8 protein-coding genes are annotated in these 14,323 nt (G+C 53.5%); 3 read left to right on the top strand and 5 right to left on the bottom strand.

Annotation, left to right across the window (positions count from 1 at the left end):
* Nucleotide 1: 1 nt before the first annotated feature.
* Both ACMHXH_RS15340 and ACMHXH_RS15345 read right to left on the bottom strand, forming a co-directional pair.
* Complete coding sequence (locus tag ACMHXH_RS15340; protein WP_039033271.1) at nt 2-259, bottom strand: chaperone NapD; 258 nt, start codon at nt 257-259, stop codon at nt 2-4.
* A 38-nt stretch (nt 260-297) separates the two neighbouring features.
* On the bottom strand, nt 298-459 hold the full coding sequence (locus ACMHXH_RS15345; protein ID WP_039033272.1) for a nitrate reductase: 162 nt from the start codon (nt 457-459) through the stop codon (nt 298-300).
* Between the two features lie 619 nt (nt 460-1,078).
* Between ACMHXH_RS15345 and ACMHXH_RS15350 the strand changes: the two genes are divergently transcribed.
* Nucleotides 1,079-2,392 (top strand): ammonia-forming cytochrome c nitrite reductase subunit c552, encoded by a 1,314-nt coding sequence (locus ACMHXH_RS15350; protein ID WP_039033325.1) that lies wholly within the window; start codon nt 1,079-1,081, stop codon nt 2,390-2,392.
* Between the two features lie 221 nt (nt 2,393-2,613).
* On the opposite strand, the gene hrpA is transcribed toward ACMHXH_RS15350, so the two are convergent.
* From hrpA to ACMHXH_RS15365, 3 genes are all read right to left on the bottom strand, one after another.
* Complete coding sequence (gene hrpA, locus ACMHXH_RS15355; protein WP_335912181.1) at nt 2,614-6,489, bottom strand: ATP-dependent RNA helicase HrpA; 3,876 nt, start codon at nt 6,487-6,489, stop codon at nt 2,614-2,616.
* Nucleotides 6,490-6,598: 109 nt separating this feature from the next.
* Complete coding sequence (locus tag ACMHXH_RS15360) at nt 6,599-7,015, bottom strand: CBS domain-containing protein (RefSeq protein WP_039033326.1); 417 nt, start codon at nt 7,013-7,015, stop codon at nt 6,599-6,601.
* A 198-nt stretch (nt 7,016-7,213) separates the two neighbouring features.
* Nucleotides 7,214-8,248, bottom strand: coding sequence for an isoaspartyl peptidase/L-asparaginase family protein (locus ACMHXH_RS15365; protein WP_413738245.1), 1,035 nt, complete (start codon nt 8,246-8,248; stop codon nt 7,214-7,216).
* Nucleotides 8,249-8,375: 127 nt separating this feature from the next.
* Between ACMHXH_RS15365 and ACMHXH_RS15370 the strand changes: the two genes are divergently transcribed.
* Complete coding sequence (locus ACMHXH_RS15370) at nt 8,376-10,232, top strand: autotransporter assembly complex family protein (RefSeq protein ID WP_405130445.1); 1,857 nt, start codon at nt 8,376-8,378, stop codon at nt 10,230-10,232.
* Between the two features lie 44 nt (nt 10,233-10,276).
* Entirely contained in the window at nt 10,277-14,227 is a 3,951-nt protein-coding gene (locus ACMHXH_RS15375; protein WP_162206546.1) for a translocation/assembly module TamB domain-containing protein, read from the top strand.
* Nucleotides 14,228-14,323 lie beyond the last annotated feature (96 nt).

The following is a 14,323-nucleotide window of genomic DNA, read 5'->3' on the forward strand; positions in this document are numbered from 1 at the left end:
TTCATTGCTCTTCCTCTTCGAGCTGTTCACACTGGTGATACACCATAGCGGTGGAGATCACGCCCTTGAGGGCATTGATTCTGTCCATGGTGGCGAGGATCGCCTGTTCGGTCGGGCCTTCCAGCACCACAACCAGCTTGCTTTCATCGTTAACCGATAGCTCGGCATTGCCGAACGACAGAATTTGCTGACGAACGCCGGCCATCTTGGATGGCATCACCTGAAGGATCAGGCTGCTGACATGCAATTCCCTACTCATCTCGTTCCCCTGTTTTAAGGACTCTCGTTATGCTGGCGTTAACCGGCTCCCGGTGGGCCGGTTAAGATTTGGCTGAACCAGATGGCAAAGCCCAGACCGCTGACCAGCAAAACCGACAATAGCGGCGCCAAAAAAACCGTCAGGAAGATAAATATCTTCAGCTCCAGACGTTTTTCATCAGTATTCGGTGTCTCACTCATGGCTCCTCCCTAGGCGCTATGAAGATGGCTTGCTGCTGTGCTGTTTCAGGGCAACGGCCGCCAAGCCCGGCAGATTAAAGCCGCCTTTTAAATGCAACTTGTTTTCGGTTTTGATCATAAAGCCAAAGTGTTAACAAACTGTATACCCCCAAGTTGGTAAACACCTGATGCCGTTGATCTGGATCATAAAAATAGCCGCCAAAAGACGGATATCACCCATTTCAACCGCCTCAATCGATTGTAATTTCGAAATTTTCCGCTTTTAGCTATTCAGGCTTACATGAAATACAGCAAAGAAGTGGCTATTTCGCCAATAACTAACGGTTAAAAAACCAACGAAATAAGTAAAATATCCCTTAGGGAGTAGTGCCCAGGCTGGGCGGGCTTTAAAGCGATAAAACGGCTATAAAAGGAGAAACTGAATCCTGTTTCAGGTCACAGAATTCAGTAAAAACAATATCTTGCGGTTGCAACGACTAACAGAGCTCCTTAGCATTATCATGCATTTTATTTATGTCTTTTTTGTTTTCAGGGACCAAACTTCAAACGCCTGTTTGTGCGTCGTCCCAATCTAGGAGAGCCTTTAGTGAACCCCTTTACCCACCCTACTACACTACCCATTGTGCTAGGTCTGAGTCTGTCATTTTCCGTTGTCGCAGCAGACAAAACATCAAGCCTGCAATATCAAACCTGGGCCCAAACCTCAGAGGAGCAACAGCGGGAAGATATGCTTGAGAAAAACCCCGCCAGCATCATCCTCTGGGCAGGCTCGGCTTATGCCAAGGAGTACCATAGCCCCAGAGGGCATCACTTTGCCGTCGCCGATGTCAGCCACAGCCTACGCAGTGGTGTTAGCCCCAAGGCTGGTGAAAAAGGACTGTCGGCCAGCTGTTGGACCTGCAAGACACCGGATGCGCCCAGGCTGATGAAAGAGCTGGGCGTCGAAGGCTTCTCGGCCAAGAACTTTGCCGAGCTGGGTCCGGAAATCCAGAACCCTGTGTACTGCTCTGATTGCCATACCCAGGGCTCAGCTGAACTGGCACTGCCAAGACCTCATGCCCAGGACGCCATGGCAAAAGTGCACAAACCCTTTGGTGAACAAAATCAATCGATGCAGCAATCACAGGTTTGCGGCCAGTGCCATGTCACTTACTACTTCCAGCCAGAGCGTCAGGACAAGGTCAATATCCCCTGGATCTTCGGCAACAGCGCCGATGAAATAGAAAAGTATTATGATGCCCGGCAGTTTTTCGAGTGGGTGCACCCGGTATCGAGAACGCCGCTGGTGAAGGCGCGCCATCCCGAGTTTGAGCACTGGAATCGCAGCGTCCACGCCAAGGCAGGTATCAGTTGTGTCACCTGTCATATGACCCAGGAAACCAGCGCCGACGGCAAATCTTTCACCAACCACAAGATAACCAACCATCTGCCGGACTTTGAAGCGGCCAATTGCAGCAGTTGTCACCAGAGCCAACAGCAAATTACCCAGCTGATTGCCGACAATAAAGCGCTACTGGAGACCAAGGCGCAACAGTTACAGGAATTACTTATCAAGGCCCACTATGAAGCCGGCGCCGCCTGGAAGGCAGGAGCCCAATGGCAACAGATAGGGTATGCCATCATGGGGATACGACATGCACAGTGGCGCTGGGACTTTGCCATGTCATCCCACGGTATTCACGCCCACAACGCCAAAGAGGGTGAAGCCCTGCTGGACAAGGGCTTAGAGCAGATCCGCGCTGCCAGAGAGATATTGCGCAAGCTGAATGCCGACCTTGGCGTCACCCGAGTCGATTATCCGGACTACAGCACCAAGGCCAAGGCGCAGGCAGCCATAGGCGTGGAGCTGGAGAAACTGACCGAGGAGAAGCAAGCCTTTATCGAGACTGAAGTGAAAAAACATTGGTCCAAGGCTGCAAACTTCGGCTATTGAAGGCAAGGAGAACAACAGCCGGAATAAGAGCCAAGCCTTAATCAAAACATGTAATTTTGATTGGGGAATAAGCGGCGTTCGACAATAGCCACCGTGGGAAATATGACCGCGTACCAGGAGGGCACCAGCAGGCACTGTGTGTTCTGGCTGTGCTCTGGGCCTGCCTGGTTTTTATCACGTCCACTTTAGGAGCCAAACGCGGCTGTCAGTTGGATTTTAAGTTAAAACTGCTGCAACTGGTTAAGGATGCGCTTTTCCGATATCGGATAAGCAGTGCCCAGACTCTGGGCAAAACAGCTGACCCTGTACTCTTCCAGCATCCAGCGCACCTCGGCCAGCGCCTCCGGTACCGCCTGGCTGCGTGGCACCTTGGCAAGCGCGGCCTTGAACTCTTTTTCGGCGTTGTGAATGCTGTGCAGGTGCAAACGGTCACGGTTGGGATCCACCGGCAGCTTGTCCAGGCGCAGCTCAATCGCCTTGAGATAGCGGATCAGATCCCCAAGACGGCGCCAACCGGAAACTTCAACAAATCCCTTGAACACCAGGGCATCTAATTGGCTTTGAATATCACTCATGGCAAAAGCGATATCCAGGCTGATTTTGCCCTTGAGACGCTTACGGATCTTCTGGTGCAAGGTCAAAATCTGCTCTACCTTGAGAGCGATAACCGCTGCGGTTTCATTGAGTTCGGCCCTGACAATCTCCTTGGCTTTGGCAAAGTCATCGGCGCTTCGGATATCCAACTGCTGCTCATCCAAAAGCTGCTGAATTGCCGCGGCAATAATGTCATCTATCAGTATTTGCACCTGGCCGAACGGATTGAAATACATCGCCAGTTTGGCCTTGTTGGGCAAGGCCTGCTGTAGATGTTTCACCGGCGATGGAATATTGATAAGCAGCAGCTTTCTCAGCCCTTGTCTGTGGTGGGAAAGCGCCTGTTGTTCATCATCAAATAATTTGATGGAAACTGTATCACCGGCATCCACCAAGGCGGGGAACGCCTTCACCTCATAGCTGCCTTTGCGGCTTTGATATTCTTTCGGCAGGTCGCCAAAGCTCCATTCGGTCAGGGCGTTTTGCTCTATGCCCTTGTCTGCAACCTTGCGTATCGCTTGGTTCACCTGTCCCTGCAATGATGCCTTGAGGCTGTCGAGATCCCGGCTCTGAGCCAGGAGTTTGCCCTTATCGTCTTCCACCTTGAAGTTCATCTTCAGATGGTCGGCAATGGCGTTGAGATCGAAATCCTCCGGATTGACACGGGTGCCACTCATTCTCAGCAGCTGTTTGCACAGGGAGGGCAACAAAGGCTGGGCAAAAGGTTCCATCGCCTGCACACAGGCGCGGGCATAGTCCGGCGCCGGCACAAAATTGCGCCGCAGCGGTTTGGGCAAGGACTTGATCAGGGCAACACACTTCTCTTCCCTGAGCCCCGGCACCTGCCAGTCAAAATCGATTTCATCCAACTGATTGAGCAGCGCCACCGGAATAAGCACAGAGACGCCATCATCCTCGGCCGCCGGTTCAAAATGGTAACTCAGCTTGAGGCTGAGGTTGCCCTGCTGCCAGCTGTCGGGGAAGTCCAATGCCGATACATGGGTGTCATCCCTTTGCATCAAGAGTTCGCGGCTGAAATTGAGCAGCTCAGGGGTCTCTCTTCTGGCCTGTTTCCACCAGGTGTTGAATTTGGGCTGGTTGTATATCCCTTGTGGAATGCGTTCATCGTAGAAGGCGAACAAGGCATCGGTATCCACCAGAATGTCGCGCCGCCGCGATTTGTGTTCGAGATCTTCCACCTCTTCAAGCAACGCCTGGTTGGCCTTGAAGAAGGCTTCATTGCAGCGCAGCTCGCCCTCGGCCAGAGCCGAGCGAATAAAGATTTCCCGAGCCTTAACCGGCTCCAGCGGGCCAAACTGTACCCGGCGGCGGTTGACTATGGTGAGGCCATAGAGCACCTGATTTTCCAGGGCGATCACACTGCCCTGTTTGGCTTCGAAATGGGGCTCGTTGTGCTGCTTCTTGACCAGATGCGCCGCCAGAGACTCGAGCCATACAGGATCTATGCGGGCGCAGGTACGGGCGAACAGGCGTGATGTTTCGGTAAGCTCGGCCGCCATAATCCACTTGGGGCCCTTCTTGGCCAGCGGTGAGCCGGGAAACACAAAGAAACGTCGGTTGCGGGCCCCCAGATACTCGTTGTCTTTATCCTTGAAGCCGATATGGCTCAGCAGCCCCGAGAGCAGCGCCTGGTGCAGTGGCTCATATTCGGCGGCCTGACTGTTGAGGCGCCACTTGAGGTCGTGCACACTCTGACGCAGCTGGGCATAGAGATCCTGCCATTCGCGAATACGCAAATAGGCCAGATACTCGGCCTTCACCTGCTTGCGGAACTGACTGGATGACAGGCTCTTCTGTTGCTCTTTGAGGTACTGCCACAGATTGAGCCAGGCAACAAAGTCGGAATCTTTATCGGCAAAACGGCGGTGGGCCTCATCAGCGGCCTGTTTCTTCTCATGTGGCCGCTCACGGGGATCCTGAATCGATAACCCGGCGACAATCACCATCACTTCATGCAGACAACCCAGCTTATTGGCTTCAAGCACCATGCGGGCCAGGCGGGGATCGACCGGGATCTTCGCCAGATCGCGCCCGAGCGGGGTCAGTTTCAGCGCCCCTTTGTGTTTGCTCACCGCCTGCAACTCTTCGAGCAGCAGGAAGCCGTCGCGGATATGGCGCGGATCCGGTGGCTGAATGAAGGGGAAACCCTCAATGTCACCCAGGCCTATGGCCAGCATCTGCAGGATCACGGATGCCAGGTTGGTGCGCAGAATTTCAGGATCGGTAAACTCAGGCCGATTGATAAAGTCCTGCTCGTCATAGAGGCGGATACAGATCCCAGGCCCAACCCTGCCGCAACGTCCCTGGCGTTGATTGGCACTGGCCTGGGAGATGGGCTCAATCGGCAAACGCTGCACCTTGGTGCGATAGCTGTAGCGACTTATCCTGGCAGTACCTGGGTCGATAACATAGCGGATCCCGGGCACAGTCAGCGAGGTTTCGGCCACGTTGGTGGCCAGTACAATACGCCGCCCTGGATGCGGCTTGAATACCTTGGACTGCTCGCCGTATGACAAACGGGCATAAAGCGGCAAGATCTCGGTATCGCGCAGGTTGCGTTTTTTCAGCTGCTCGGCGGTATCGCGGATTTCGCGCTCGCCGTTCATGAAAATCAGAATGTCCCCCGGGCCTTCGCGACAGAGTTCATCGACGGCGGCAAAGATGCCGTCCATCAGATCCAAGTCGGCATCGTCATCCTGCAACAGGGGGCGGTAGCGGGTTTCCACCGGATAGGTGCGGCCGGACACTTCCACCACGGGCGCATTGTCAAAATGCTTGGAAAAGCGCTCCACATCTATGGTGGCCGAGGTGATGATCAACTTGAGATCCGGGCGCTTTTGCAAAATTTGCTTCAGATAACCCAGAATAAAGTCGATGTTGAGACTGCGCTCATGGGCCTCGTCTATGATGAGGCAATCATACTGACTGAGCCATTTATCCGATGCCAGTTCTGCCAGCAGGATACCGTCTGTCATCAGCTTGATATAGGAGTCCTGGGAAACCGCATCGGCAAAACGAACCTTAAAACCCACCGCCTGACCCAGCTCTGTCTTGAGTTCATCGGCAACCCGGCTGGCCACGCTGCGGGCCGCCAGGCGCCTTGGCTGAGTGTGACCAATCAGACCACGGCTGCCAAACCCCAAGTCGAGACAGATTTTGGGCAGCTGAGTGGTCTTGCCCGAGCCGGTCTCACCGGCCACTATCACCACCTGATGATTGATGATGGCCGAGGCGATTTCATCGCGCTTTTGTGACACCGGCAGCTCATCCGGATACGCGATGACAGGCCTGTCTGCCAGCCTTTGCTGCGCCCTTTCATAAGCCTGCACCGCAGCTTCACTGAGCTCGGCGAGTTTTTGCTGTTTGGCTTCTGAGTCGGGGCTTTTTTTCAAGCGGAACAGGCTGCGGCGAATGCGCGCCGCATCGGCCTGAAAGCAGAGATCCAGATATTCGCGGGAGAGAGGGTGCAGCTTAGCGTTCAAAACCTGTGTCCATTGGGGATCAAAAACGGCGATCCTAACAAGGATACGCCGTCTTGGGTATGCTTACTGACTGATAACGCCCAAATTTCAGTCAAATCAAGCGCAGTTGTCAGGCCGGGGTCAAATAACACTGCTGCATATAGCTGTTCATGGCCTTGAGCACATTGGTACGGTTGATGGTGCCCACCACCTTACCATCTTCCAGCACAGGGTATATTTTCGGTTTCTGCCCCAGCATCTGCTCGGCCAACTGCAACATGCTGTCATCCGGCCTGACCCAAAGGACATCGGCGCGCATGCAGTCGCGCACCACGGCGGTCAGATCGCAGTGATAACTGCTCTTGAGCATGGCGGCCATGCAGTCTTGCTGTGACAAAAAACCCACCAGGCTTCCTGCTGCATCCACCACGGGCGCCCCGCCCTTATTGGCCTCAAGCAGTTTTTCCACCGCAGTGGCTATCGACATATCCGCCTTCAACAGCACTGGCTGACGGTCCATATGATCACGTATTTTTATTGAATCCATAGCTTTCCCCAAGTTCAAAACGGCTTCATTGTTCAGTGTAGCCAATATTTTGCCCTTGGGGTTAAAGCCAACAGCGATTGCCTCAATCCAAAATTTTATGCTTCTTGCACAGGACTTGGGCCATTTACTGCGAACCACGCCTTGCTTCCAGGCCTGTAAGCCGATGCGGTGCACAGATGGGACTTGCTCGCACCTTCCTTAATTATCTCGCCAGATCATCACTTCCGCCGCTTGATTGCTCTTGCGCCAGGCACGGTACATGCCTTCGGTATTGAACGGCGTTGCCACATTGCCTCTTTGGTCTATGGCTATCACCCCGCCACTGCCGCCGGCAGAGATCAGCCGCTGATTGATCACTTCATCGGCGGCCTGCAGAATCGATTTTTGCTGGTACTTGGCCCTGGCACAGATATCACCGGCCACATGGAAACGGATAAAGTACTCACCGTGACCGGTCGCCGAAACGGCGCAGACCCCATTCTCGGCATAAGTGCCGGCACCTATCACAGGTGAATCACCGATACGGCCATAACGTTTGGCTGTCATGCCACCAGTCGAGGTCCCTGCCGCCAGATTGCCCTGCTTGTCCAATGCCACTGCGCCGACGGTGCCGAACTTATAATCGAGATCCAGAGGACTCAGGCGCGCCTGAAAGTCTTTATTGGCTTCGGCGGCGTTGATTTTGGCCTTGGCATCGAGAAGCTGTTGATAGCGCGCCTTGCTGTCAAAACGGTTGCCGGGCACCAGCTCCACTCCCATCGTCAAGGCGAACTCCTCGGCGCCCGCTCCCGAGAGCATCACATGTTCTGACTTGTCCATCACGGCTCTGGCGAGATCGATTGGATGAAGTATATGTTTAACCCCGGCAACGGCACCGGCATTCATACTCTTGCCATCCATGATGGAGGCATCCAGTTCATGACTGCCATCAAAGGTATACACGGCGCCAATACCGGCATTGAATAAAGGGCTGTCTTCCAGCACTCTGATGGCGGCCTGCACCGCTTCCATGCTGGCGCCGCCCTTATCCAACACCTTATAACCGGCATTGACGGCTTCGGTAAGTTTGTCACGGTAGGCTTTTTGCTGCTCTTCAGTCAAAGCCGCCTTGGATATGGTGCCGGCGCCGCCGTGAATGGCAATTGCAAACGGCACCTCTGCAGCCTGAACCGACATCATACCTCCCAGCAGGAGTCCCAGGCTCAGACTTAGATTTTTTATTTTTGTTTTCATTGTATTGCTTCCATATTAACGACTGCTGTCTTTGTAACCATTTTAGGTCGGGATGGCAATCTGTTACTTGCCTGAGCCGAGATCTGAGGCGACAATAGCAATAATGTAACGCTAAACAAAAGTTCTGATTTCCTTGACCAAAAACAGTCGCTTTCCCGCATATATCCTGAGTTTTGCGTCGATCATACTGGCCAGCCCCCGGGCAAATGGCGCCGATGATCCTCTGCTTAATCTCCGCATCGAAGGGGTATCGGGCGAGCTTGAGAAAAATATCCGCGCACACTTGGGTAACTTTCCTGAATCCAAGGTGCAACGCCGTGCCTATCTGTTTAATGTCAGCGACAGTGTCGAGGCCGCGCTGGAATCCATGGGCTATTACCATGGCAGGCTGGAACAGGAAATCAAGGAAAACGAACAAGGGCCGTGGGAGCTCAAGCTTACAATTACCCCAGGAGAAGTCACCCGTTTGCAATGGGTCGATATCCGCCTCGAAGGTGAAGTGCTCAACGACCCCTGGATCAATCGCTGGCTCAGCCAGATCAAGATCAAACCAGGCGATCCCCTCAACCACGGCGATTATGAACAGATAAAATCGCAGCTAATATCGCTGGCGCTGGCTCGCGGCTATTTTGACGGCCATTATCAGAAATCGGAGATCCGGGTGAATCGCGATCTCAATCTGGCACAACTCAACCTGTATTTTGACTCGGGCAAGCGTTACCAGTTTGGCGAGGTGAGCTTTGAGGGCCACAGCCTGCAGCCGCAATTGCTCGAAGATTTGGTGCCATTCCAACCCGGCGCCCCCTACAGTACCCGCAAAGTCACACAGCTTAATCAAGAATTGTTGGATACCGGCTATTTTTCCAATATCAAAGTGTTACCTCAAATTGACAAGTTGACTGAAGACAGCATACCTGTGCGGGTCGAACTGAGCCCAAGACCGGATCATTCTATAGAACTGGGTCTGGGTGCTGATATCGGCTCCAGTACAGACAGTAATCTGGATCCCAGAGTCAGAGTGACCTGGCGTACTCCGCAGCTCAACAGTTACGGCCACTCTCAGGAAACCAGTATAGAATGGTCGAGAGACAGACCCAAATTCCTCTCGACTTATACCATCCCCCTGACTCACCCTTTGGATGACCAGCTCAAGATCCGTGTCGGCCTGCTGAGGGACAAATACGGTGTGACCCAAGACTATGTGCCAGAGGATAGGGACTTTAGCAACACAGGTCAGTTGGAATCGACCAAGAAGCTTTTCGGAGTTGGCCGCAGCAAGCGGCTCAATAACGGTTGGCTTCTCAATTACTCGCTGGAGGCAATCCAGGAAAGCTATACCCAGTCGGGCGTTGATTATGACCCACAATTCCTGTTGTTTGGCACCACGCTATCGAAGACCAGCCGCGGCGACAATAGCCTGGACCCCAAGTCGGGTTTCAGGCAACTTTATAGCATTGAATATGCCGATCCTTCGCTGGGTTCAGATGTTCGCCTGACCCGGATGCAGGCCAAGTTCAAATGGATTGAGACTTTCTTTGACAAGCACAGATTTGTCTCCCGGCTCGATCTCGGGGTCAACCTGGCAGCCGAAGGCGATCTGGCAATCATTCCTCCCTCATTGCGTTATTTTGCCGGTGGCGATCAGAGTATTCGTGGTTACAGCTACCAAGAGCTCGGCCCCCACCTGGATTACACCAATGACAAAGGCGGCCTGTCTCGGGAAGTTGTCGGTGGCCGCTACCTGGCAGTCGGCAGCCTGGAGTATCAATATTACCTGACCCCAAGCTGGCGCGTGGGCACCTTTGTCGACGCAGGTAACGCCTTTGATGTCAATCAATTTGATCCTGTGGTTTCTGTAGGTGGTGGTATTCACTGGATATCCCCCATAGGTCCCATCAAACTGGATGTGGGCTTTGGCTTGCACGAATCCGATGCCGAAGACAGACCCTGGCGTATTCACCTTACCATGGGGACAGAATTATGAGCCAACCCCCGATGCAACAGGAACCCAACTCAAGCAACAAACAAATGGCAAAGAAACCGTCTCCCCGTTGGCTCAAGTGGCTGAAGTGGTCTACCCGTACCCTCTTGTACATTCCGCTCGGCTTGCTGGTGCTATTGGCACTCTTGCTGGGCACGGCGCCCGGTAGCCATCTGGCGATATTTATTGCCAGTGCTCTGGTGCCGGATCTGGAGCTGGAATATGCTTCCGGCACCCTGAACCGGGAGCTGCAACTCAAACAGGTACACTGGCAGATGGATGGTATCAGTGTCGGTGCGGATGCCTTGACCCTTGCCTGGCAACCGGCCTGCCTTTTGCAAAAACAGTTATGTGTCGACACCCTGGAGTTAACAACAACCCGGGTCAACATAGACACCCAGGCCTTAGCCTCAGATTCAGAGGCAGAGGAAGAAACGCCAAGCTCGGAAGAGCTGATACTGCCCTTTGGCATCAGCCTGAAACAAGCAAGCCTCACGGATATTCAAGTGCGGGTCGATGAGATGCACTTTGATGCTGCGGCATTGAATACCGCAGCCAATTGGCAGGAAAGTGGATTACAAGTCATCCAGCTTGAGAGCCGCGGGCTCAGCGTGCTGCTCCCGGAGTCAAATTCGCCAGAAGCGCAAGCGGCAGACAAAGACAAATCAGCCGCCGCGGCTAAGCAACAAAAAGCGGCGCAAAAAACCGAGACTGAACAATGGGTGCTGGCGAACATGCCAAAGGTTGCCATGCCTTTCCCCATCTATTTAAAACATGCCGAATTGCTGAACTCGCGTCTGCAAATTATGGGTAGAGATGACAACTTCCAGGAGCTGCGTCTCAGCGCCAGCTACATAGACGCCGAGCTGCGAGTCAACGAGCTTTATGCCAAACACACTGATGCCAGTCTGTCGCTGGAAGGTGAACTGACTCTGGATAAGCACTGGCCCATGGCACTGACGGCGCAACTGGAGTTACAGCGTTTACCTGAACTACCGGGACTCGAGCAGCAACAGCTGGATCTCACCCTCAAAGGTGATTTCAGCGACTTGCAGCTTAAGGCCAAACTCAGTGGCAAGCAGAGCCTGGCGCTCAATGCCAGTGTCAACCTCACCAAACCGGAACTGCCCTATTCACTGAATATCTCAGAAGGAGAACTGCACTGGCCCTTTGACCTTGCTCAGTACAGTGTCAACGGACTAGAGCTGGAAAGTCGCGGCGACCTCAAGCAACAAAGCGCCAGCCTGGTTACACAACTAAGTACCCCCTTCTACCCCGAACTAAACCTCAATACCCGCCTGGTACATCGAGGCCAAAGACTCAAGATTGAAGAGTTCAGCGGTGACAGCAGTGCCGGTAAAGTAATGCTTCTGGGGACGCTGGATTATGCCCAAGCCATAGCCTGGGATGCAAAGCTCGAACTTTCACATTTCAACAGCGGCGCGATAACTCTGCCGACAGCGAAGGAAACTGCCAAAGAAAAAGAAGCAAATAGCCAAATCACCCAAAATAATAACACCAGCGACAGCGAAGCAGTCAGTGCACAAAGCCAAGCTGACGAAAGCAAATCTGATGAAAGTCAGGCTGAAGATACGCCGGTGATCCCATCCAGCGATATTAGCGGCCAGCTTGCCACTCGTGGCAGTTGGCAGGACGGCAAATGGCGAGTGAGTCTCAAACAGGCTCAACTTCATGGCTTATTGGACCGCCTGCCGTTTGAACTGACTGGCGATCTGGAGATAGATGATTCGCTTGAGCTCAGCAGCCAGGGATTATCGCTGCGGGCACTCAATACCCGCCTGGACCTTTCCGGCAGCGCCAAAGAGCAATGGGATCTCAGTGCCACATTGGACGTGCCCGATTTCAATCTCTGGCATCCCGATGCGTTTGGTGCGTTAACTGCCGATATCCAAGTGGTGGGAGATGCCAAACACCCACAGGTACAGCTAAGGGCCCAGACCCAGAGCATCAGATTTGGCGATCTCAACCTCAGTGGCAGCCAACTCAAGGCGCTCTATGCACCACTGGATCTGCATGAGTTTGCCTTGTCGCTGAAAACAGGTGAGTTTGACGGCGCAGGAATTCATCTTGATGGCATCACTCTCAGGGCCAAGGGCAATGAACAGCGGCAGAAACTGGGACTGGAAACCCGGGGCGATTTGCAACTGGATACTGCCATCCACAGTAAACTGGATCTCACCAAACAAAAGGCCAACATAGAACTTAGCAAATTCAACTTGGGATCCGTTCTGGGACTCTGGCAACTTGAACAAACTGCGTCACTGGACTGGGATCTCAAGCAAAGCCGAGGCGAGCTCAGCGCCTTTTGTTTAAGCCATCCATCCAGCCGACTCTGCCTGACCGATAATGTCAGCCTGGCCGACAAGGGTGAAGCCAAGTTGCACTATCAAGGGCAACCTGGGCAACTGCTGGCCAAGCTGTTACCCGAGCGCTTCACTTGGCAGGGCGATGCCTCGATGGATGCCGCCGTCGCCTGGAAACCCGGCGCGCGTCCACAGGGCCAGCTCAACTTCCAGTTGGCCCCCGGAACGGTAAGCCTTAAACGCAAACAGCAAGCCAGCGCCAGCATCGACTATCAGGCACTGACACTCAAGGCCACCTTGGACGATGATGCACTGAGAAGCCATATTCTGTTCAATTCCGATGCTCTAGCCCGCTGGGAAAGCCAGTTGGATATCAAGGTAACTCCGGATAGAAGCCTCAGTGGTTACGTCAATATTGACCAGGTCAACCTGCAACTGCTTGGTCAGTTTATGCCGCAGCTCGAAACCATTGAGGGTTTACTCGCAGCCAACTTAACATTGGCTGGCAGCCTCAACAACCCCGAACTCAGCGGCCAGCTCAGTCTGCGTGAAGGTGCCCTGGCTAGCACAGCCAACCCGACTAAACTGGAGCAAATCTCCCTGGACCTGGCTTTTGTCGGCCAAACCGCCGAGCTCCAGGGCCAATGGATGATGGGCAGCGGCCAAGCCAATCTCAGTGGTCAGTTGCGCTGGCCACAGGGTCAATTCAGTGGCGATATCCAGCTCAAGGGACAAGAACTCGGCGTTATTCAACCGCCGCTGGCCATTGTCAATATCAGTCCGGATATTCAACTCCATTTCAGCCCGGACGCGCTCGATATCTCGGGCGAGATAAAGGTACCTTCCGGCAACATCAAGGTGGTGCAACTGCCAGCCGGCGGAGTGAGCGTATCATCCGATGTGGTGTTCAGTGACTCCATTTCGGAGCAGGAAGTCAAAGCATCGCCCATGGCCCTGAGTGCCAATTTGAACATAGATGTCGGTGATAAGCTGGCTATCGATGGTATGGGTCTCAAAGGGATGTTGGTGGGTACCTTGCGCATGCAACAAGCGCCCCAAAAGCCGCCGCAACTCTTTGGTGATATCAAGGTGGTTAACGGCAGCTATAAATTCATGGGTCAGACGCTGAAAATTGCCACAGGTGCGGTACAGTTTGTAGGGCCTATGCAGATCCCCAACCTCAATATCGAAGCCATTCGGGAGATCCGCGATGAAGATATTACCGCCGGGGTACGGATTACGGGTACCCCCAAAAAGCCAATAGTGACCCTATTCTCCAACCCGGCCAAGGAGCAGGCGGAGATCATTTCCTATATCGTTCAGGGGAAAGGTTTTGGTGCAGGAAACGAACAGAACAACTCACTGATGATGGGCGCCGCGCTGTCGCTGAGCTCCCAGGTTGATGGTGGCGCCATTTCTACCTTGGGTGACACAGCTGCTGGGCTGGTGGAGATGTTTGGTTTCTCCAATGTGCAGTTGGATACCAATGATGATGGTAAAGTCGCCATCAGTGGCTATATAGGCAAAGATCTAATGATCAAATACGGTGTCGGTGTATTCAACCCAGGCTATGAGATGACAGTCCGTTACTATCTGTTGTCGCAGCTCTATCTGGAAAGTGTATCCGGCACTCTGGGCCAGTCTCTGGATATCTACTACAGCTTTGATCTTTAAGCGGTAAACACCTCTCGGCAGCAGATACCAACCTTGCAGGCCGCGGCGACTTACCGGACATAAACATGCGATTCTGACTTAAAAGTTAGAATACAG

Origin of the sequence: Shewanella sp. BJSY2023SW001 (assembly GCF_047314685.1) — a bacterium.
Taxonomy (GTDB): Bacteria; Pseudomonadota; Gammaproteobacteria; order Enterobacterales; family Shewanellaceae; genus Shewanella; species Shewanella indica.